The organism is Arthrobacter tumbae (assembly GCF_016907495.1).
GTDB classification, from domain to species: Bacteria; Actinomycetota; Actinomycetes; order Actinomycetales; family Micrococcaceae; genus Arthrobacter_D; species Arthrobacter_D tumbae.
Genome location: NZ_JAFBCC010000001.1, coordinates 1,762,254 through 1,781,667, shown reverse-complemented (window position 1 = coordinate 1,781,667; position 19,414 = coordinate 1,762,254). Strand labels below are relative to the sequence as shown.

Below are 19,414 nucleotides of genomic sequence, written 5' to 3'. Positions count from 1 at the left end.
ACCAGTTGCGCAGACCTAATCTGCGAAAATGCAGATATGTCCCTTCAGCCCGATGATCTGCTCATCCTCCTTGCTGTTTCCCATACCGGCCGTTTCACCTCAGCGGCCGAGAGCCTGGGGCTGAACCACACCACGGTCTCCCGGCGCATCTCCGTCCTCGAGCGCTCCCTGGGCGGGCACGTGCTCGTGCGCGCGAGCGGCGGTTGGGAGCTGACGGACCTTGGATTGCGCGCGGTTGCCGCCGCGGAGGAGGTCGAGCGCGCGCTTTCGGCGCTGGAAGCGAACGACGACGGCGCAAGCCGGCTCTCCGGCGTCGTGCGCATCAGTGCCACTGACGGTTTCAGTGCCTATATCGCGGCGCCGGCTTTTGCGCGGCTGAGGCGCGATCACCCGCAGCTCAGCGTCGAGATCGTCGCGGCGACCCGGCGGGCGTCGCAGACCCGCAGCGGGCTGGATCTCGAGGTGGTTGTCGGGCGTCCGCAGGTCCACCGTGCCGAGGCAATCCGGCTGGGTGAGTATGTGCTGGGCCTGTACGCTTCGCGGGACTATCTGGCCGAGTACGGCAGGCCGTCGACGATCGAGGAGGTCCTGGCCCACCCGCTCGTCTACTTCATCGACTCGATGCTGCAGGTCGACAGCCTTGACGCGCCGCGGCGCCTGCTGCCGAGCATGAAGGATTCGCTGAGTTCGACCAACGTGTTCGTCCATGTAGAAGCCACGCGTGCCGGTGCCGGCATCGGCCTGCTGCCGTGCTTCATGGCCAACCTGCATAGCGACCTGGTTCGGCTGCTGCCTGAGGAGGTCGCCGAGCGGTTGGGTTACTGGCTGGTGGCGCGTCCCGATTCGCTCCGGCAACCGGCGGTTGCCGCCGTCGTCGGTGCGCTTCGGGAGGCGACGGACGCCTTCGAGGGCAGGCTGCTGGGTAGGGACTGAACCCGTCGAATTGGCAGGACACGCCCCTTTTGACGCTGCATTAGGGGCGTGTCCTGCAAACTCAAGCTAGTCCGTGAGGACTGCGGCGCCGCTAATGAAGCGGGTCACCTGCGCGTTCCGCAACAGGTGGGCAGGAACGCCGCCGCCGAGCAACTCGCGGGCCAGGCCGGGATCTTCACCCAGTGGTGCATCGCTTCCGGCAAGAATGACGTTCCCGTAGCGCCGGCCCTTGAGCATCGCCGGGTCCGCAATGATCACGGTATGGGCGAAGGCCGCGGAGATGGTCGCTGCCTCGCGTCGGGCCATCACCAGGTCAGGTGCGTCCCCACAGTTGACGACATAGACGCCGGTCGCGTCCAGGACCCGCTTGGCGTGCTCAACGAACTCGACGGTGGTCAGCGGGGCTGGAGTGCGGCTGCCTGCGAAGGCGTCCCGGATGATGAGGTCCCGGCTGCTCGCGGACAGCGATTCAGTGACCTCACGGGCCTCCCCCACGCGGATCCGCAGCAGCGGCGCCCGGGGCAGGTCGAACCACTCGCGCACCAGGGCCGCGAGCGCGCCGTCGAGCTCGACGACCACCTGCCGTGCATCGGGAAAGGTCACGGCAAAACTCCGCGCCAGGGAGCACGCCCCTCCGCCGAGATGCAGCGCTCGCAGCCGGAACGTGGACGGCCACTGCGAGGTTGCCAGCGAACTGATCCAGCGCATGTACTCGAAGTCGAGCCGGGCAGGATCGGTCAGGTCTATGTGCGAGCTCGGCACACCGTTGACGTGGAGCACCCAGCCATTCGGATTGAACCGGTCCGGGACCAGTTCACACGTACCGGTGTCGATGGTGTGAAGGCCGGGAACCGGACCGCCGTCGGTGCCCGCCGTTCCTTTGCGTTCCCGTTGACGTCCCACTGATCCTTACGCTTTCAACTGGTGGCGCTCTTCGCTAGTACGGACGGACTGCACCCTGGTAGTGCAGGTGGCCGTTGACCTGCCGCACCCTGCCCGGAATGGTGAACAGGTCAATGACCATCATGATCCACAGCGGTATCAGGAACAGGAACCCGAGCACGAACCACGCCGTGGCGTAGCCGATCAGGCCCAGACCCAGGTAGAGGAAGCCCATCCCGTTCTGGCGCAGGTAGAACTTGTGGGCGCCGAAGTTCCCAAGCAGGAACCAGAGCAGATAGGCGAGCCAGCTTTCCTTCGCGGCGTACACCACCACGTGTTGAGGCGGCTGGTTCCCGTAGTAGTTGGACACGTCATTCCCCTGTCAGTTGTGAACCCGGTGCGGCAGCGCTGATGCGCGGCGGATCGACGGCGCAGGCAGTGCGCACCATCCGAATCTCATGAAGGCCGTTCCACCGTTCGGACAGCTGCTCACGCTCGCCGTCGGGAACAAAGCCGAGCTTGCGGTAGAAGGCGGTGGCGCGTTCGTTGCCCTCAAGGACCCAGACGCATGCGGCGGCGCCGCCGATCGCGGCATCGGCCAGCGCCCGGCCCAGACCGGTGCCGTAATACTCCTCCAGCACGTACAGCATGAAAAGTTCGACGGCGGCAGGAGGGTTATCACCCCTCGCCTCACCGCCCGCAGCAATACCGACAATCGCGCCGTCGTCGTCGACCGCTACAAACGGCACGCTCCCGCTCTCATCGAACCCCTGCCTCCACGCTTCCGCGATCGCCTCGATGCCGTCATCCAGGTCATCCAGGATCTCTTCGCGGACCTTCCCCCGGTAGGCCTGGCGCCACCCCTGGTTCTTCATGCGCAGCGCAGCTTCGGTCTCCTCGCTGCGGAGCGGACGGATAGTGGCCATGCCGTTCATGCTATCGGGAACGACGCCGGTTCCTCACGTGCAGTGGTTGTAGGTGCGCTCTAGTTGACGATGGCGACCGCGAACCCATCCCAGTCCTTGGATCCAACTGTCTGCAGGGCTGTCGCTTCCAGGCGCGGATGGCTGCCGAGCAGTTCCAGCGCCCTGCGGGTGCCTTGGATGTCGTCGTCGCCGCTCTCGTCCAGCACGCCGCCTCCGCGCACCACGTTGTCCAGCACAATGACCGATCCCGGGCGGGACAGCTTCACCGCCCACTCCAGATAGTTGGGATTGTTCGCCTTGTCGGCGTCAATGAAGAACAGGTCATAGGGCCCTGTGAGCGTCGGCAGCGTCTCCAGAGCCGCTCCCACGTGAACAGTCACCTTGTGTCCGACGCCGGCCGCCTCCAGATTGCGCCGGGCCACCTCTGCGTGGGCCGGCTCGTATTCGCAGGTATCAACGGTGCCGTCCTCAGGAAGGCCCCGTGCGAGCCAGGTGGTGCTGAAGCCGCCCAGCGTGCCGATTTCCAGCACCCTCTTCGCCTGATGAATACGGGCAAGCAGCATCAGGAACTTGCCTTGCCCGGCCGTGACTTCAATGGCAGGCATTCCTGCAGTTCGGGTATTTTCGACGGCCGCGAGGAGTGCGTCGTCAGGCCGGACCACCGTGCGGTTCAGGTAGCCGTCCACCTCTGCCCACTTAGTCATGAGTGACCCTGGTACTCGTCCATCTCATCGATCGCGCGCTCAAGGCGCTCCACTTTTCCGGCAAGTTCGCCCGTATGACCTGGGCGGATGTCCGCCTTGAGGACCAGGGAGACGCGGCTTCCGTACTTGGCCACTGCCTCAGTAGCGCGTTTGACCACGTCCATCACTTCATCCCACTCACCCTCGATCTCGGTGAACATGGAACTGGTGGAGTTCGGCAGGCCGGAGTCACGCACGATCTTGACCGCTTCGGCCACCGCGGCGTGAACCGAGCCGTCGCCGTTCCCGGTGGTGTCCTGATGCGCCCCGCTGGGCCGGCCGGAAGGTGCTACTGAGAAGGCTACGAGCATGGGACACAGTCTGTCAGGTTTGGCCGCGCCGGTCACCCGTTCCGGACGTTTTGATTCGTTCAACAGGCCGGCGGATGAAGCCGCCGGGAGCGGCTTCGGCAGTGACTATGCCCCTTCGATCGTGCAGGATGAAGGAATGACCACCCGCGGAATTTATGTCAGCGCCATGGCCCCCGGGTCCGGCAAGTCGCTCATCTCCCTGGGGTTGGCCAGCATGCTGCAGGGGCACGCAGACCGGATCGGCTTCCTTCGGCCTATCTCGGAAGCGGAGGACGGCAATGACGATCCGATGGTCCTCCTGATGCGGCGGGCGTTCGGGCTGGATGAGAAGACCGCAAGGAGCGGCATGACGCGGGCGGAGGCCCGGGCGCTGCTCGTGTCCGGCGAGCGCGAGGAAATCGATGCGCGCTCCGTCGCTGTGTACAGCGAGATGGCGCAGTCCTGCGACGTCATCATCGTGGAGGGAACCGATCTGAGCGGCCAGGACGCCGCCGTCGAGTTTGATCTCAACGCACGGCTGGCAAACAACCTTGGCGCCATGGTGCTTGCCGTGGTGAGCGCGAAGGACATGACGGCCGCTGAGGCTGCTGACGCCGTCGACGTCGCGCGCAGGGAACTGGACGCAGCGGAGGTGTCCCTGCTGGCGATGATGGTGAACCGCGCCGGGGAGGGCGCCGTTGATGCAATCCGCGAGCAGGTGCGCCCGGGGAAGTCCGGCCGGCCGGTGTATGTCATCCCGGAACTGAGCGAGATCTCCCAGCCAACCATGGCCGAGGTTGCGGGCGCCCTGAACGCGCGCCACATCGCCGGCGGCGCGACCCTCGAGCGGGACGTTTCCTCCATCCGTGTTGCCGCCATGAACGTGGGTCACTTCCTTGAACTGCTCACCGACGGCGCCCTGGTGATTGTTCCCGGAGACCGGGCGGATGTGCTGGTAGCGACCGTGGCGTCGTCGTTCTCGCCTGAATTCCCCGTACCCTCCGGCATGATTCTTACCGGCGGCCTGACGCCGGACCCGAATATTCTTGCCCTGCTTGCACACGCCACCTTCCCGGTCTTCGCGGTCGACGACGACACCTACACCGCCGCCAAACGCGTCAGTGAGGTGCGCGGCGAGATAGCGACCGGCCTGCGCCGGAAGTCCGCCGCGGCGCTCGGTGTGTGGGCACGGCAGGTGGATGCGACGGAGCTGCTGGAGCGGCTTGAGCTGCCCCGGCCGGTGAAGATGACTCCGCTGCGCTTCCTGCACGAGCTCATTGAGAAGGCCCGCGCGGACCGCAAGCATGTGGTTCTGCCGGAGGGCCTGGACGAACGCATTCTTCGTGCGGCTGAGATCCTGCGGCGCCGGGATGTCTGCGACCTGACGATCCTCGGACCGGAGGGGCAGCTGCGCGAGCGTGCCGCAGGCCTCGGCGTGGACCTGACCGGGCTGACCCTGCTGGACCCGGCAACCTCGGACCTGCGCGAGGAATTCGCTGCGGAGTACGCGCGGCTGCGTGCACACAAGAACGTCTCGCTCGACGACGCGCGGGACCGCATGCTCGATGGCTCGTACTTCGGAACCATGATGGTCCAGCTCGGTTACGTTGACGGCATGGTCTCCGGCGCAGCCCACACCACCGCGAACACCATCCGGCCGGCGCTCGAGTTCGTGAAAACGAAGAAGGGCGTGACAATTGTGTCCTCGGTGTTCCTGATGCTGCTCCGCGACCGCGTCCTGGTCTATGGAGACTGCGCGGTGAATCCGGACCCCACGGAGGAACAACTGGCGGATATCGCCGTGGCGTCGGCTGAAACGGCTGCCCAATTCGGGGTCGAACCGCGGGTGGCCATGCTCTCCTACTCCACCGGGGAGTCGGGTTACGGAGGCGCGGTGGACGAGGTGCGGCGGGCAACGGAGCTGGTGCGCTCGATCCGCCCTGACCTGCCGGTCGAAGGGCCCATCCAGTACGACGCCGCGGTGGATGCTTCCGTAGCCCAGTCCAAGCTCCCCGGATCGTCGGTCGCGGGACAGGCCACGGTGTTTATATTCCCCGATCTGAATACAGGCAACAACACGTACAAGGCGGTCCAGCAGTCAGCCGGTGCAGTCGCCGTCGGACCGGTTCTTCAAGGTTTGCGCAAGCCGGTCAATGACCTCTCGAGGGGTTGTACCGTCGAAGATATTGTGAATACCGTCGCCATCACGGCCGTGCAGGCGCAGGGCACACCAGCGCAGGAGGCACCATGATCATCCTCGTCATCAACTCGGGCTCGTCGTCACTCAAGTACCAGGTACGGGATTCCGTGAGCGGGGAACGCCTGGCCAACGGGCTGATCGAGCGCATCGGTGATACCGCGAACGGCGGCCCCAAGGATCACACCGAAGCGCTGGACCGGGTGACTGAGGAGCTGGACGCCACCCTGCAGGGCAAGTCCATCGACGCCGTCGGCCACCGCGTGGTCCACGGCGGCGAGCGGTTCAGTGAACCCGTGCTGATCACCAACGAGATCATCCGCGCGATCGACCGGCTCAATCCCCTGGCGCCCCTGCACAACCCGGCGAATGTGCAGGGCCTGCGCGCTATCGCGGAGCGGTGGCCGGACATGCCGCAGGTGGCGGTGTTTGATACGGCCTTCCACCGCACCCTGCCCGAGCATGCGTGGCGGTACGCCGTTCCGGATGAGCTGTACAAGAAGTTCGGCATCCGCAGGTACGGATTTCACGGCACGTCCTTCGAATATGTGACGAGGCATGCCGCGGCGCTGCTGGGAATGCCGGCGGAGGAGTTCACGGGCATCATTGCGCACCTTGGCAACGGCGCGTCCATCACCGCCGTGCAGAATGGCCACAGCATCGATACCTCCATGGGGTTCACTCCGCTGGAGGGCCTGGTCATGGGAACGCGGTCCGGTGACATCGACCCGTCGATTCTGCTGTTCCTGAGCCGCGAGGGCTACACCGAAAAGGACCTCGATCAGCTGCTCAACCGCGAATCCGGGCTCAAGGGCCTCACCGGGCACAATGACATGCGTTCGATCGAGGAGTCCGGAGACGCCGCCGGCACCATGGCGTTGGACATCGCGTCCTACCGTCTTGCGAAGTACATCGGCGGATACCACGTGGCCGTTGGAGGCGCGCAGGCGCTCGTGTTCACGGCGGGCATCGGGGAGAACTCCTGGCGTTTCCGGGAGCGCGTGGTCAACCGCCTGGGCGCGCTCGGAGTGTTCGTTGACGACGCCGAGAACCAGAAGCAGGGCGGCTCGCCACGGGAGATCAGCACAGAGGAATCGGCCTTTCCGGTCCTCGTGGTGCCCACCGACGAAGAGGCGGCCATCGCGGAGGCGACTGCCGCCGTCGTCGGCTCTGCCTGACACCCACCGTTCATTTCGCAGGACACACCCCGAAAGCGGACGCAAAAGGGGTGTGTCCTGCCAACTCACGGGGCTAGGGGGCGCCAAGCAGGCGCGCGACTGCTGCGGCGCCAGCCCCCACCAGCACGACGACGAGGAACGGCGCCCGCAGCCACAACGCCACCCCTGCTGCAACAAGGGCCGCGAGGCGCGCATCAACCACCAGCGACTGCCCACTCGAAAAGGTGTTCACGGCGGTCAGGGACGCAAGCAGCCCGATCGTCAACGTGCCGGCAACGCGGGTCATATGCGGGTTCTCCATGAGCCGCGCGGGAACCAGGTAGCCGGCAAGCTTCGTGAGGTAGCTGATACCGCAGGCAATGAGGATCCAGATCCAGAGGTTCACCGGTGTCCTTCCGTGGGGTAGGGCTCAACATCAGGCTCGAGACCCTCGCGCGGCGGGCCGGAACTGAACCAGCCGGCCAGCGCAGCAACAGCGGCGGCAACGAGGATCGGAATGCCGGCAGGCACAAACGGAACGGTGAGCAGGGTGACCAGCGCACAGACGACGGCGATGGCGGCCGGCTCACGCGCCTTCAACCGTGGCCACAGCAGCCCGAGGAAGGCAGCGACGGCAGCGCCGTCCAGTCCCCATTGCGCAGGGTCACCGAGTGCGTTGCCGAGCAGCGCGCCGGCGAGCGTCAATACATTCCACAAGACGTATATGCCGATGCCGGCCACCCAGAACCCCCGCGACTGTTCCTGCGGCTCGCTCTGTCCGGTGGCTGTCGCCGTCGACTCGTCGATGGTCACCTGGGCGGCGGCGAACCTGCGCAGGCCGCGCGGTCGGAGCATCGCGTTCATCTGCATGCCGTAGACGGCATTGCGGATACCCAGCAGGGAAGCTGCGGACATCGCGGCCACCCCGGTCCCGCCGCCGGCCACCACGCCGATGAACGCGAATTGTGAACCGCCGCTGAACAGCAGGAGGCTCAGTGCCATGGTTTGCAGGAGGTCGAGCCCGGAGGCCACCGACAGGGCACCGAAAGACACCCCGTAGAGGCCGGTCGCCACGGCAATTGACAGTCCAACCCGCACAGCCGGGGATCTCGAAAACTCCACCGGCCAAGCGTATGCCTTACCCGCCCTCTCTTTCCTTCGGGCGTCATGGCCGCAATACTGAAGATGGTCAGCATACTTACCAACCCATACTTACCAACCCATACTTACCAACCCATGGAGGAGTATCGATGAAGGCACTTACCTGGCAGGGCAAGCGATCAGTGAGCGTTGAGGAAGTCCCCGATCCGCGCATCGAGGACACGACGGACGCCATTGTCCGCATCACCTCGACAGCCATCTGCGGATCGGATCTCCACCTGTACGAGGTTTTGGGACCCTACATGCACAAGGGCGATGTCCTGGGGCACGAACCCATGGGAATCGTGGAAGCCGTCGGCAGCAGCGTGGCAAATCTCAAGCCCGGTGACCGCGTAGTGATCCCGTTCAACATCTCCTGCGGCCATTGCTGGATGTGCAATCACGGGCTTCAGTCGCAGTGTGAAACCACGCAGGTCCACGAACAGGGCACGGGCGCCGCCCTGTTTGGATTCTCCGCGCTGTATGGCTCCGTCCCGGGTGGGCAGGCTGAATACCTCCGGGTTCCGCACGCGGACTACGGTCCGGTGAAGGTGGGCGCTGAACTCCCCGATGAGCGATACCTGTACCTTTCCGACATTCTTCCCACGGCCTGGCAGGGCGTCCGGTACGCGGACGTGCCCGACGGCGGTACGCTCGCCGTTTTCGGACTCGGCCCGGTTGGGCAGTTCGCAAGCAGAATCGGCAAGTATCTGGGTCACCGCGTCATTGCCGTTGAGCCGGTCCCCGAGCGGCGGGCGATGGCTGAGAGGCACGGGATCGAGACCATCGACTTCACCAAGGAGACGGGTGATGTCCTTCGCGAGATGACCAACGGGCGCGGACCGGACGCCGTCGTCGACGCCGTCGGCATGGAGGCACACAACTCACCACTGGGAGCCTTCGCGCAGCACGCCGTCGGGCTGTTGCCTGACCCTGTTGCCCGAAAGGCGATGGAGACAGCGGGCGTTGACCGGCTGACCGTACTTCACGCCTGCATCGACTCCGTGCGCCGCGGCGGCACTGTTTCACTCAGCGGCGTTTATGGCGGAACCGCAAGTCCCATGCCGCTGCTGACCATGTTCGACAAGCAGATCCAGACCCGGATGGGCCAATGCAATGTGCGGCGCTGGACGGACGAACTGCTGCCGATCGTCGAGGATCCCTCGGACCCACTAGGCGTGATGGACCTCAAGACGCATGAAGTGCCCCTCACCGAGGCGCCGAATGCCTACAAGATCTTCCAGAAGAAGGAGGACAGCTGCATCAAGGTGGTACTCAAGCCTTAATTGCCCGTTCATTCATCAGGACACGCCCCTTATGAGCTTCCATAAGGGGCGTGTCCTGCGAACTCAACGTGCGAGGGAGACCTGCTGGGCCGCGTGGATCGCGTCGGCGGCCCGCACCAAGCCCAGGTGAGAAAACGCCTGCGGGAAGTTCCCCGCCATCCTGGCGTTCCCGGCGTCGTACTCCTCGGACAGCAGGCCAAGCTGGTTGGCATAGCCCACCAGCTGGTCCATCAGCTTCTTGGCGTCCTGAAGGCGGCCGGTATGCGCGTACTGCTCAACGAGCCAGAACGAGCAGGCGAGGAATGGATGCTCCCCGGGCGCCAGACCATCGATCGACGATTCGGTGCGGTAGCGGAGCAGCAGCCCGTGGTCATCGAGCAGCTCTTCCTCAAGCCTTGCCACGGTACCGAGCATCATCGGGTCGTCGTAGTCAAGGAAGCCGACCTGCGGCAGCTGCAGCAGTGACGCGTCCACCAGCGGTGTGCCGTAGAACTGCGTGAAAGAGTTCACTTCGCTGCTGAAACCCTGCTCGAGGATCTCGGTGCGGAGCTGATCGCGAAGCTGTTCCCACCGGTCCGCCTCACCCTTGAGCCCGTGTTCCCGGACGGCGCGGGTGCCGCGGTCGAACGCCGCCCACATCATCACCCGGGAGTGCGTGAAGTACGCAGGTTCGCCACGCATCTCCCAGATGCCGTGGTCCTTGGCGTTCAGGTGTTTCTCCAGGAAACCCAGCAGTGCGTGCTGCAGCGGCCAGGAGAATTGGTCCTCCTTCACACCGCGCTCGCGCAGCTTCTCCAGTGCCACCATCACTTCACCCACGACGTCGGCCTGGTACTGGCTCACGGCTCCGTTGCCTATCCGGACGGGAGCGGAGTCCGCATAGCCGGGCAGGTGCCCAAGGACTTTCTCCGGCAGGTTCCGCTCACCCGAAACGCTGTACATGATCTGGAGATCCTCCGGGTCACCGGCGACCGCACGGAGCAACCAGTCCCGCCATTGGGAGGCTTCATCCTCGTAGCCGTGCGTCATCATCGCTTCGAGGGTCAGCGCGGCATCCCGTAGCCAGCAGAACCGGTAGTCCCAGTTCCGCTCGCCGCCGAAGGCCTCGGGCAGCGACGTGGTGGGAGCCGCGACGATGCCGCCGGTGTCTTCATGCGTCAGGGCGCGCAGCACCAGGAGTGAGCGCTTGACGATGGCGTCATACTCGCCCTGCTTCTCGCAGCTTTCCGCCCAGCCCTGCCAGTAGTCGATGGTTGCCTGAAGCGTGGCGTCGAAGTCCAAGGGCGTTGGTTGCGGACGGTGCGATGGGTACCAGACCAGCTCAAGATCCACTTTTTCACCGGCTTCAACCGTGAACTCGCCCACATGGCGGTGATCGGCGGCGTGCGGAAGGTGGGCACCGCGCAGGAGCAGGGCATCCGGTCCGGCCATCGCGAGAATTCCGGGACCACCCTTCTCATGGGTGCGCCGTACCCATGGCAGTACCTCGCCGTAGCCGAAGCGCACCACCAGCTCCTGGCGCATCGGCACTGATCCGCTGATGCCCTCGATGCGGCGTGCAAGGGAGGCTCGCCGGTCGTGGATAGGCATGTAGTCGGTCACGAGGACTTCACCGGCTTCGGTGCGCCATCTGGACTGCAGCACGAAGGTGGAGTCGATGTACTTCCACTCCACCAGGTCGGCAACGCCGGCGGCGTGCGCAGGTGCCACCAGCCACCGTCCATGGTTCTCGTTGCCCAGGAGCGCGGAAAAGACCGATGCCGAGTCGAACCGCGGGTAGCAGAGCCAGTCCACGCTTCCACCCCGGGAAACGAGCGCGCCGGTATGGAGATCGGAAATCAGCGCATAATCTTCAATCGGCATAGCCATGCGTTAACTCAATCACACCCGGCCGGGAGAGGACTCCCCCTTGAGCCGGCGAAGAACGTACGCCGGGCGGTTGGTCGTGATTTCCTGGACGCCGAGCGTGTGGAGGAGGTCGACGTCGTCGTCCGTGTCAACCGTCCACACACGCAGGCGAAGCCCGGACTCAAGCCACCCGGCAATCCTGTCGGGGTGGGCACGCACATACTTGATGCCCGGACCGGCAATCCCCACCGCTCCGCTCGCGATAATCCGCTCTCCCTCGTGCAGCGCACGCCGGAGAAGGTTCATCACGGCGGCCGCTGTGAGGGGTCCCAGGGTTTGGCGCACATCATCGGGCTTGACGTCGGCCACCAGCTGGCAGACGACGTCGGCGGGCACACGCTCCAGGAGGTGCCGGACGGAGTCGGGGTTGAAGCTCATGAAAGTAATGTGGAGATTGGCCAGGCGGGACGTCTCCGGGTCATAGCCTTCCCTCATCAGGAAGGCAATCAACCGTTCCTCCAGTTTGAGGCCGAAAGGACTCGGGTGCTTCAGCTCGATCGCGAGCTCCAACTGGCGTCCATCCGCACGCAGGAGATCCACCAGGTCCTCGAGCGTGAGCAGCTGATCGGCCACACCGCCATACTGCGGCGGGATATTGGCGCCCTTCCATGACGCGAAGTCCAGTTCACGCAACTGACGCAGCGTATGGTCTCCCACGTCGCCCGTTCCGCTGGAGGTGCGGTCAAGGGTGGTGTCGTGGATGCAGACAAGTTCCAGGTCCTCAGTGAGGTGGACGTCGCATTCAACACCGTCCGCACCTTCCGCGAGCGCCTGCAGGAACGCAGCGCGGGTATGTTCCGCGTATTGCTTGCTCGCCCCGCGGTGCGCGAAAACCAGGTGCTTCACTGCTTGTTGTTCTGTCACAGGCCTTACGCTAGCGAATCGGCGGCGTGACTGTCCTCCGGACGGCTGGTTAGATGGGAATTCAGCATCGATGCGGAGGACTAAGTGAGCATTGCGTTGACCGATACGGAGCGCGCGGCCGGTCTGAGGCGGATGAAGACCGTTGCGACGGGCCTGCTCGCCGTCATGGCGGTAATTTTCCTGGTTGCCTTCGCCTTTCAGGAGCAGTACCCGTGGCTGCAGTATGTCCGGGCCGCTGCGGAGGGTGGCATGGTGGGTGCCCTGGCCGACTGGTTCGCGGTGACGGCCCTGTTCAAGTACCCGATGGGGCTCAGGATCCCCCATACAGCGATCATTCCCCGCAAGAAGGACCAGATCGGCACATCGCTGGGGCAATTTGTGGAGGAGAACTTCCTTTCGGAGTCAGTGGTGCAGCAGAAGCTGTCCTCCCTTGGCCTCGCCCAGCGCGCCGGCACGTGGCTCTCCCGCCCGGAGGGCGCGGACCGGGTAGCCGTTGAGGGTGCCGCGCTGATCCGCGGCGCGTTCACCGTGCTGGATGACGACGCCGTCCAGAAGGTCATCGAATCAATGGTGCGCAAGCACGTTGTAGACCCACCGTGGGGTCCGCCGGTTGGTCGTATGGCCGAGCGCGTCTTCGAGGAGGGACACCACCACCGGCTCGTTGACCTGCTGGTGGACCGCGCGGCCGAGTGGGTGGACGGCAATTACGACGTCGTCTCCCGCGTGGTGTCCCAACGCTCGCCCACGTGGGTGCCGCACTTCGTGGACGGGCTCGTCGGCGACAAGGTCTATGCGGAGTTCCTCAAGTTCGTGCGTGCAGTCCAGGCAGATCCGCAGCATGATGTCCGGCTCTCCATCGACAAGTACCTCAAGGACCTCGCCCAGGATCTACAGCATGACCCGGTGATCATCGCGAAGGCCGAGGAGATCAAGGCCGGGATCCTCGATGACCCGCGCCTGCATGACGTTGCCGCCCGGGCCTGGACCACCATCAAGACCGCGCTGCTGGAAGCGGTCAATGATCCCGATAGTGAGCTGACCCGCAACTTCAAGGCCGCGGTTCGCGATTTCGGACGCCGCCTCACCACGGACGAGGATCTTGCGGGCAGGATCAACAAGTGGATTTCCGACGGCGCCGGCTACCTCGTGCGGACGTACCGCAGCGACATCGCGGGCATCATCTCCGAAACCGTGGAGCGCTGGGACGCGGAGGAAACCTCGCGGAAGATCGAACTCCAGGTGGGCAAGGACCTTCAGTTCATCCGGATCAACGGCACGGTGGTCGGCTCTCTTGCCGGGCTGGGTATCTTCTCCCTGGCGCACGCACTGTTCGGCTGATCTCAGGGCTGCGGGTCAGTGCCAATCTCCGGAAGCTTCTCAAGTTCCGTGAGCAGTTCGCCCGGAAGGACGGTGGGCGGCGGGCCGAAGGCTTGCCGGGTTGCGTCGATCACCGTACGCCCCATCTTGTGGTTGGCCACTCCTCCCACAGCTGCACCCACTCCGAACGGGAGCGCACGGCCCAGCAGGGCCCCGCCCTGGCGTGCAAGCATGCGCTTGAGGAATCGTTTGCGGATGCTTGCGCCGATGCCGCGCACTGCGGAAGAGGACATCGATCCCCCGACCACGTTGCCCCAGTGACGCGTCACCCCGCCCGCCGAGGAGCCGATGGTGGCCTGAATCAGCGCCGAGCCCTCTTCTCCCATGAGGATGGCCATGACCAGAGTGCGTGTTCGTTCGGGGTCCTCGGTGGAGATGCCGTGAAGTTCCGCTACCGATTGCGCATACAGCGCCGTTGCCTCGAGAAATCCAACCGTGGCGGCAGCGGAAAGCCCCAGCGAGACCACTGTTCCAATTGCCGGTACGACGGCGGTGCCACCGACAGCCGCGCCCGCGGTTGTAATCGCAACGAGATAGTCGCGCTCCAGTTTTGCGTTCAACTCGGCGCCGGTGGCAGCCGGGTTTTTCCTGCGCAATCGTCGCAGGTTGGCGAGAACCAACGGGCGTTGAATGTCGATGGCCCGTTCCACCGCGCGCTGGACGCCCGGTTTTGGTTGGCCGTGGCGGTCGAATACCGCTCCGCTGGCTAATTTTCCCGCGGGGTTGAAGCGTGCCATTGCTGATCCTTCCATCGAGCTGCCCATGTCTGGTTTAGGGACGTTTCCTTACCACGCAAAACGCCCCGTCGGATGGGGCCGACGGGGCGTTTAGTCTATGGTGCCCAGGCTATGCGTGCGAACGATTCTTGGTGATAGCTCCGTAGACGAGGAGAACGATGATCGCCCCACCAATGGCCAGCAGCCAGGAAGACAGGGAGAAGAATTCGTTCACGCCGACGTTGAAGAGGAGGTTGCCGAGGAAGCCTCCAAGGAGGGCACCGATCACGCCAAGGATCAGCGTCATGATCCAGCCGCCGGCCTGCTTACCGGGCAGAATCAGTTTGGCGATGGCGCCTGCAATAAGGCCGAGAAGAAGAAATGCCAGGAAATTCATGAAGTGCTCCTTTATCGAACTTCTAACTGCGCAACATATATGTCGATTTCGACGATGCACCGAAGTGCAACTGCACACTACCCTACTTGATAAGTGAGCTTAGTAATAGCATACGCCTTACCGGTGGAACCATTAAACTCCTGCTCGGGAACTTTGCAACCCCTTGTGATCAAAACTTCACCGGAGACGTGTTCGGTAACGGAAAGAAGGGGCAGTTCGACCCGGCACGGTGCCGGGCAACCGAAGCGAATGCCAGTATGCTGATTACCTAACGCGTTATTATCGCAACCCGCCGCGATTACTGGATCTAACAGACAAATTGCTGAAGCGGGTCAAATCAAGGAGTAGTTGGTATGAGAATCGGTTCCTCCATCGTCCTCATTGCACTTGGTGCAATATTGGCCTTCGCCGTCGCGGATAATCTGGTGAACTTCATCGACCTCACCCTCGTGGGTTACATCCTGATGGGAGTCGGCGTTCTGGGGCTCATCATCTCGCTCCTCATGAACGCGCCGCGCAACCAGAAGCGGGTCAGCGAGTCGCGTACCGTCCAGGATCCCAACACCGGCGAGCGGATCACCCGAAACGAGACCCGCGACGGCGGGATCTGACCCAGCCTTCCTCTTGGACTGACCCGCAGTCCAGACACCTGAGAAGCCACCCGCGCCCCAGCGCCGGTGGCTTCTTCTTTTTTCTCCGTTTTTCGTTGACAACCAAACATAAACACAGATATAGTCACTGAAACGGAAATGGTTGTGACGATAGTCACCCAGCGAGGAGGGCCAGTGTTCGCCGAGGAACGCTACAACAGGATTGCCGCGCTGGTTGCGTCCGAGGGCCGGGTCACTGTGGCCCAGCTGGCAGCTCGATTCAACATCACCAAGGAAACCGTCCGGCGTGATCTCGCACTGCTGGAGCAGGACGGGCTCCTGCGTCGGGTGCACGGCGGTGCCGTTCCCGCGGCGAGCGCGAGCACCACCGAGCTGAGCCTCACAAGCCGTGAAGGCCGCAATCAGGCAGAGAAGACGCGAATCGCCAAAGCCGCGCTGGCGATGGTTCCCGCCGAAGGGTCAATCGTGCTGGACGGCGGCACCACCACGAGCGCCCTCGCTGCGCTCCTGGTGCAGGAGGCGGCGGATCAGCTTCTCGTCATTACCCACTCCGTGCCGGTTGCCTCCACGCTCATCGGCTCGGCCCTTCAGCTCGAATTCATCGGTGGCCGGGTCCGCGGCCTGACCAGCGCCTGCGTCGGCAGCGGCACTGTCGCACGGTACAGCGGATTCCGCCCGGACGTCGTTTTCATCGGAACCAATGGAGTGCACCCGGAATTCGGGCTCAGCACTCCCGACCCGGAGGAGGCCTCAGTGAAGGCTGCAATCGTTCGATCAGCGCGCCGCGTCGTCGTACTGGCGGACGCGTCAAAACTGAACGCAGAGACGCTCGTCGGGTTCGCTGAACTCAGCGAGATAGACGCCCTCGTCACCGACGTCCAGCCGGACGCCGGACTCACCCGCGCCCTCGCCGAGGCGGACGTCGAGCTGGTGGTCGCATGATCATCACGCTCACGGCCAATCCCAGCCTGGACCGCACCATCGAGCTCGCCGCTCCCCTCGCCCGCGGCGCGGTGCAGCGTGCAACGGCCAACCGCCAGGAATCCGGCGGCAAGGGGGTCAACGTCTGCCGGGCACTGTCCGCAGGCGGCGCCGAGGCCCTCGCAATCCTTCCCGGCCGCGAGGATGATCCGGTTCTCACCGGCCTCCGATCCGCGCAGGTCCCCTACCGCAACCTGTCCATCGCGGCGGCACTGCGCAGCAACGTCACCCTGACTGAGCCTGATGGCACCACCACCAAGATCAATGAACCCGGTCCGGCACTGAACCAGCGCGAAGCCGACGCCCTCATTGACCTGGTGGTGGAACTGTCGACAGGCGCACAGTGGCTGGTTCTCGCAGGATCCCTTCCACCGGGCCTTGCATCCGACTATTACGCTGCAGTCGTTCGCGCAGTAAGGGACCGCCACGGCGACCGCGCTCCGCTGATCGCACTGGACGCATCCGAAGCGGCGCTCATCGCGGCGATCGACGGCAACGCCGCTCCGGACCTCCTCAAACCGAACGCCGAGGAACTCTCCCAGCTCACCGGGCTTGGAGTGGGAGACAGTCTCGAAGACCAGGAGGACCTTGCGGTGGAAGCAGCCACGCGACTGCTTGCCCGCGGCGTCCGCACCGTCCTTGCAACCCTCGGCTCCAAGGGCGCACTGCTGGTCACAGCCGACGGCGCGTGGCACGCACAGCATCCACCCATCACCGCGATCTCCACCGTCGGCGCCGGAGACTCCGCGCTTGCCGGCTACCTCCTGGCGCATACCCGAGGCGCCAGTGCCCCCGACTGCCTCCGTCAGGCGGTGGCCCATGGCTCAGCCGCTGCGTCCCTACCGGGATCCACAGTGCCGGCAATGCACCAGACCACACCGGACGCCGTCACAGTCCAGGCGATTGTCACAGCCCACACCTCCCCCAATCACCCATAACCTCCAAAGGAAATCCCATGTCCGCAATGATTACGCCCGAACTTGTCGTCCTCGACACGTCGCTGGGCAACGACCGAGCCGACGTCATCCGGCGGCTAGCCGAACTTGTGGTGGCGCAGGGTCGCGCCGACCAGGTGGAAGGGCTCTTCGCTGATGCACTGGCCCGCGAGGAGAAGACAGCCACCGGGATTCCGGGTGGAATCGCCATCCCGCACTGCCGGTCCACCGCCGTTCTTGAACCGACCCTGGCGATGGCGCGCCTCGAGCCGAAGGTGGACTTCGGCGCCAAGGACGGCCCGGCAGACCTGGTGTTCTTCATCGCGGCTCCGGAAGGCGCCGATCAGCAGCACCTCAAGCTCCTGTCGAAGCTCGCCCGCTCCCTGATCAAGAAGGACTTCACCGCCGCGTTGCGCTCCGCATCCACCGAGCAGGAGGTCGTGGCCCTGGTGGAGGAAGCACTCGAAGCCGCTCCTGCCAGGAAAGAAGGCGGCGCTACTGCCGTGAACCCTGAGTCCGCGGACCCGGGAACCACCACGCCTCCCGACGCGGCACGGACAAAGCGGCTGGTAGCCGTGACAGCGTGCCCCACCGGCATTGCCCACACCTACATGGCAGCGGACTCCCTGGTCGCGGCTGCGAAGGAACGCGGTATCGACCTGCAGGTCGAGACGCAGGGTTCCTCAGCATCCACTCCCCTCGACCCGTCAGTGATCGCTGCTGCGGACGCGGTGATCTTCGCCGTCGACGTCGACGTCCGCGACAAGCACCGCTTCGCCGGCAAGCCGGTCATCAATGCGCCGGTCAAGCGCGGTATCGACGAGCCCGGAGTCATGGTCGAGGAAGCGCTTGCGGCGGCGGACAACCCCAACGCCCGCCGCGTCGCTGACTCCTCCATGCCGGGCTCCGATGACGACGGCCCACGCGAAGGAGTCGGTGGACAGTTGAAGCGTGCGCTGCTCACCGGCGTCAGCTACATGATTCCGTTTGTTGCAGGCGGCGGGCTCCTCATCGCTCTGGGCTTCCTCCTCGGCGGTTATGACATCACCGGCTTCGCTGACGACATGGTGGTCAACAACAGCCTCTGGAACCTCCCCACCGAGTTCCCCGAGACAGCGCAGGGCGCTCTGGGCGCGTACCTCGGTGCGGTGTTCTTCAAGATCGGCTCCCTGTCGATGGGCTTCCTGGTTCCCGCCCTTGCCGGCTATATCGCCTATGCGCTCGCTGATCGTCCCGGTATTGCTCCGGGCTTCGTTGCCGGTGCTGTTGCAGGCTTCATGGGTGCCGGGTTCCTGGGCGCGATCGTCGGCGGCCTCCTGGCCGGCTACGTCGCCATGAAGATCGGCAAGCTGGCAGTTCCCCGCTGGCTGCGAGGCCTGATGCCGGTGGTCATCATTCCGCTGGTGGCCTCCATCGTGGCCTCCGGGCTGATGATCCTGGTCCTCGGTGGCCCGATCGCCGCCCTCACCGTTGCGCTCAACGACTGGCTGTCCGGGCTGACCGGCACCGGCGCTGTTCTCCTCGGCATCATCCTCGGACTCATGATGGCAATTGACCTGGGCGGCCCCATCAACAAGGTCGCCTACGCCTTCGCCGTGGCCGGCCTCGGTGCCGGCGCCATCGACAACCAGGCTCCGTGGCAGATCATGGCAGCCGTCATGGCCGCCGGCATGGTCCCGCCGCTGGCGATGGCCCTGGCAACCGTGATCGACCGTCGCCGCTTCTCCCTTGCAGAGCGCGAGAACGGCAAGGCTGCGTGGCTCCTCGGTTCGGCATTCATCTCCGAAGGCGCCATCCCGTTCGCTGCGGCTGATCCGCTGCGCGTCATTCCCGCAGGGATGCTGGGATCCGCGGTCACCGGCGCGATGATCATGGGTACCGGCGTCACCTCCCAGGCACCGCACGGTGGAATCTTTGTATTCTTTGCGATCGGTAATGTCGCTATGTTTGTTCTATCGATCCTCGTGGGCATGGTCATCTCAGCCCTTGCCGTGGTGGCCCTGAAGCGGTTCGCCGTGCGCAAGCCGGCCCCGGCCGCTGCCTCCGAGTCGGTTGCCGTCTAGTCCCTGAC

20 protein-coding genes are annotated in these 19,414 nt (G+C 64.6%); 9 read left to right on the top strand and 11 right to left on the bottom strand.

All coding sequences use genetic code 11. From position 1 onward, the window contains the following. Window positions 1-36 precede the first annotated feature (36 nt). Window positions 37-933 carry a LysR family transcriptional regulator gene (locus JOD47_RS08575; protein ID WP_204533575.1) on the top strand — a complete coding sequence of 299 codons (897 nt, stop codon included), beginning with the start codon at window positions 37-39 and terminating at the stop codon, window positions 931-933. A gap of 66 nt (window positions 934-999) precedes the next feature. Here JOD47_RS08575 and JOD47_RS08570 read toward each other — a convergent pair whose 3' ends face one another. The 5 genes from JOD47_RS08570 to JOD47_RS08550 are packed head-to-tail and all read right to left on the bottom strand — an operon-like array spanning window position 1,000 to window position 3,795. Continuing rightward, on the bottom strand, window positions 1,000-1,836 hold the full coding sequence (locus tag JOD47_RS08570) for a spermidine synthase (RefSeq protein ID WP_204533574.1): 837 nt from the start codon (window positions 1,834-1,836) through the stop codon (window positions 1,000-1,002). 34 nt (window positions 1,837-1,870) lie between these two features. Next, a complete protein-coding gene (locus JOD47_RS08565; RefSeq protein ID WP_307836238.1) occupies window positions 1,871-2,185 on the bottom strand; it encodes a TM2 domain-containing protein in 315 nt (104 codons plus the stop codon). A 1-nt stretch (window position 2,186) separates the two neighbouring features. Beyond that, a complete protein-coding gene (locus JOD47_RS08560; protein ID WP_204533573.1) occupies window positions 2,187-2,741 on the bottom strand; it encodes a GNAT family N-acetyltransferase in 555 nt (184 codons plus the stop codon). A gap of 59 nt (window positions 2,742-2,800) precedes the next feature. Beyond that, a complete protein-coding gene (locus JOD47_RS08555) occupies window positions 2,801-3,445 on the bottom strand; it encodes an O-methyltransferase (protein ID WP_204533572.1) in 645 nt (214 codons plus the stop codon). Then, the gene (locus JOD47_RS08550; protein ID WP_204533570.1) at window positions 3,442-3,795 is read right to left on the bottom strand and encodes a thiamine-binding protein; all 354 of its coding nucleotides are present in this window, start codon (window positions 3,793-3,795) and stop codon (window positions 3,442-3,444) included. Before JOD47_RS08550 ends, JOD47_RS08555 begins: the two co-directional genes overlap by 4 nt. 136 nt (window positions 3,796-3,931) lie before the next feature. Between JOD47_RS08550 and pta the strand changes: the two genes are divergently transcribed. Continuing rightward, on the top strand, window positions 3,932-6,025 hold the full coding sequence (pta, locus tag JOD47_RS08545) for a phosphate acetyltransferase (RefSeq protein WP_204536564.1): 2,094 nt from the start codon (window positions 3,932-3,934) through the stop codon (window positions 6,023-6,025). Next, complete coding sequence (locus JOD47_RS08540) at window positions 6,022-7,149, top strand: acetate/propionate family kinase (protein WP_204533568.1); 1,128 nt, start codon at window positions 6,022-6,024, stop codon at window positions 7,147-7,149. Before pta ends, JOD47_RS08540 begins: the two co-directional genes overlap by 4 nt. Window positions 7,150-7,222: 73 nt before the next feature. Here JOD47_RS08540 and JOD47_RS08535 read toward each other — a convergent pair whose 3' ends face one another. Together JOD47_RS08535 and JOD47_RS08530 are read right to left on the bottom strand one after the other, a co-directional pair. After that, window positions 7,223-7,534: an AzlD domain-containing protein gene (locus JOD47_RS08535; protein ID WP_204533566.1), complete on the bottom strand. Its 312-nt coding sequence runs from the start codon at window positions 7,532-7,534 to the stop codon at window positions 7,223-7,225. Next, on the bottom strand, window positions 7,531-8,250 hold the full coding sequence (locus tag JOD47_RS08530) for an AzlC family ABC transporter permease (RefSeq protein ID WP_204533564.1): 720 nt from the start codon (window positions 8,248-8,250) through the stop codon (window positions 7,531-7,533). Before JOD47_RS08530 ends, JOD47_RS08535 begins: the two co-directional genes overlap by 4 nt. A gap of 128 nt (window positions 8,251-8,378) precedes the next feature. Between JOD47_RS08530 and JOD47_RS08525 the strand changes: the two genes are divergently transcribed. Then, complete coding sequence (locus JOD47_RS08525; RefSeq protein WP_204533562.1) at window positions 8,379-9,554, top strand: zinc-dependent alcohol dehydrogenase; 1,176 nt, start codon at window positions 8,379-8,381, stop codon at window positions 9,552-9,554. A gap of 63 nt (window positions 9,555-9,617) precedes the next feature. Here the strand turns inward: JOD47_RS08525 and JOD47_RS08520 are convergent, their stop codons facing one another. Together JOD47_RS08520 and JOD47_RS08515 are read right to left on the bottom strand one after the other, a co-directional pair. After that, a complete protein-coding gene (locus JOD47_RS08520; RefSeq protein WP_204533560.1) occupies window positions 9,618-11,423 on the bottom strand; it encodes a glycoside hydrolase family 15 protein in 1,806 nt (601 codons plus the stop codon). Window positions 11,424-11,435: 12 nt separating this feature from the next. Then, on the bottom strand, window positions 11,436-12,326 hold the full coding sequence (locus tag JOD47_RS08515; RefSeq protein WP_307836237.1) for a glycerophosphodiester phosphodiesterase family protein: 891 nt from the start codon (window positions 12,324-12,326) through the stop codon (window positions 11,436-11,438). 132 nt (window positions 12,327-12,458) lie between these two features. On the opposite strand from JOD47_RS08515, the gene JOD47_RS08510 reads away from it, so the two are divergent. Continuing rightward, a complete protein-coding gene (locus tag JOD47_RS08510) occupies window positions 12,459-13,664 on the top strand; it encodes a DUF445 domain-containing protein (protein WP_204536560.1) in 1,206 nt (401 codons plus the stop codon). Window positions 13,665-13,666: 2 nt separating this feature from the next. Here JOD47_RS08510 and JOD47_RS08505 read toward each other — a convergent pair whose 3' ends face one another. Both JOD47_RS08505 and JOD47_RS08500 read right to left on the bottom strand, forming a co-directional pair. Continuing rightward, on the bottom strand, window positions 13,667-14,440 hold the full coding sequence (locus JOD47_RS08505) for a hypothetical protein (protein WP_204533558.1): 774 nt from the start codon (window positions 14,438-14,440) through the stop codon (window positions 13,667-13,669). Window positions 14,441-14,549: 109 nt separating this feature from the next. Then, a complete protein-coding gene (locus tag JOD47_RS08500) occupies window positions 14,550-14,816 on the bottom strand; it encodes a GlsB/YeaQ/YmgE family stress response membrane protein (RefSeq protein WP_204533556.1) in 267 nt (88 codons plus the stop codon). A gap of 353 nt (window positions 14,817-15,169) precedes the next feature. Between JOD47_RS08500 and JOD47_RS08495 the strand changes: the two genes are divergently transcribed. The 4 genes from JOD47_RS08495 to JOD47_RS08480 all read left to right on the top strand — a co-directional run bounded on the left by JOD47_RS08495 (window position 15,170) and on the right by JOD47_RS08480 (window position 19,406). Then, a complete protein-coding gene (locus tag JOD47_RS08495; RefSeq protein WP_204533555.1) occupies window positions 15,170-15,427 on the top strand; it encodes a DUF6458 family protein in 258 nt (85 codons plus the stop codon). Window positions 15,428-15,601: 174 nt separating this feature from the next. Further along, entirely contained in the window at window positions 15,602-16,369 is a 768-nt protein-coding gene (locus tag JOD47_RS08490; protein ID WP_204533553.1) for a DeoR/GlpR family DNA-binding transcription regulator, read from the top strand. Then, window positions 16,366-17,346, top strand: coding sequence for a 1-phosphofructokinase family hexose kinase (locus JOD47_RS08485; RefSeq protein ID WP_204533551.1), 981 nt, complete (start codon window positions 16,366-16,368; stop codon window positions 17,344-17,346). Before JOD47_RS08490 ends, JOD47_RS08485 begins: the two co-directional genes overlap by 4 nt. A gap of 17 nt (window positions 17,347-17,363) precedes the next feature. Then, window positions 17,364-19,406: a PTS fructose transporter subunit IIABC gene (locus JOD47_RS08480; RefSeq protein WP_204533549.1), complete on the top strand. Its 2,043-nt coding sequence runs from the start codon at window positions 17,364-17,366 to the stop codon at window positions 19,404-19,406. Window positions 19,407-19,414: the final 8 nt, after the last annotated feature.

Bases quoted from the DNA above. Each gene is read 5' to 3' on its own strand.
- JOD47_RS08575 (WP_204533575.1), top strand. From the start codon at position 37: ATGTCCCTTCAGCCCGATGATCTGCTCATCCTCCTTGCTGTTTCCCAT.
- JOD47_RS08560 (WP_204533573.1), bottom strand. From the start codon at position 2,741: ATGGCCACTATCCGTCCGCTCCGCAGCGAGGAGACCGAAGCTGCGCTG.
- JOD47_RS08555 (WP_204533572.1), bottom strand. From the start codon at position 3,445: ATGACTAAGTGGGCAGAGGTGGACGGCTACCTGAACCGCACGGTGGTC.
- JOD47_RS08550 (WP_204533570.1), bottom strand. From the start codon at position 3,795: ATGCTCGTAGCCTTCTCAGTAGCACCTTCCGGCCGGCCCAGCGGGGCG.
- pta (WP_204536564.1), top strand. From the start codon at position 3,932: ATGACCACCCGCGGAATTTATGTCAGCGCCATGGCCCCCGGGTCCGGC.
- JOD47_RS08540 (WP_204533568.1), top strand. From the start codon at position 6,022: ATGATCATCCTCGTCATCAACTCGGGCTCGTCGTCACTCAAGTACCAG.
- JOD47_RS08525 (WP_204533562.1), top strand. From the start codon at position 8,379: ATGAAGGCACTTACCTGGCAGGGCAAGCGATCAGTGAGCGTTGAGGAA.
- JOD47_RS08520 (WP_204533560.1), bottom strand. From the start codon at position 11,423: ATGGCTATGCCGATTGAAGATTATGCGCTGATTTCCGATCTCCATACC.
- JOD47_RS08510 (WP_204536560.1), top strand. From the start codon at position 12,459: ATGAAGACCGTTGCGACGGGCCTGCTCGCCGTCATGGCGGTAATTTTC.
- JOD47_RS08505 (WP_204533558.1), bottom strand. From the start codon at position 14,440: ATGGCACGCTTCAACCCCGCGGGAAAATTAGCCAGCGGAGCGGTATTC.
- JOD47_RS08500 (WP_204533556.1), bottom strand. From the start codon at position 14,816: ATGAATTTCCTGGCATTTCTTCTTCTCGGCCTTATTGCAGGCGCCATC.
- JOD47_RS08495 (WP_204533555.1), top strand. From the start codon at position 15,170: ATGAGAATCGGTTCCTCCATCGTCCTCATTGCACTTGGTGCAATATTG.
- JOD47_RS08485 (WP_204533551.1), top strand. From the start codon at position 16,366: ATGATCATCACGCTCACGGCCAATCCCAGCCTGGACCGCACCATCGAG.
- JOD47_RS08480 (WP_204533549.1), top strand. From the start codon at position 17,364: ATGTCCGCAATGATTACGCCCGAACTTGTCGTCCTCGACACGTCGCTG.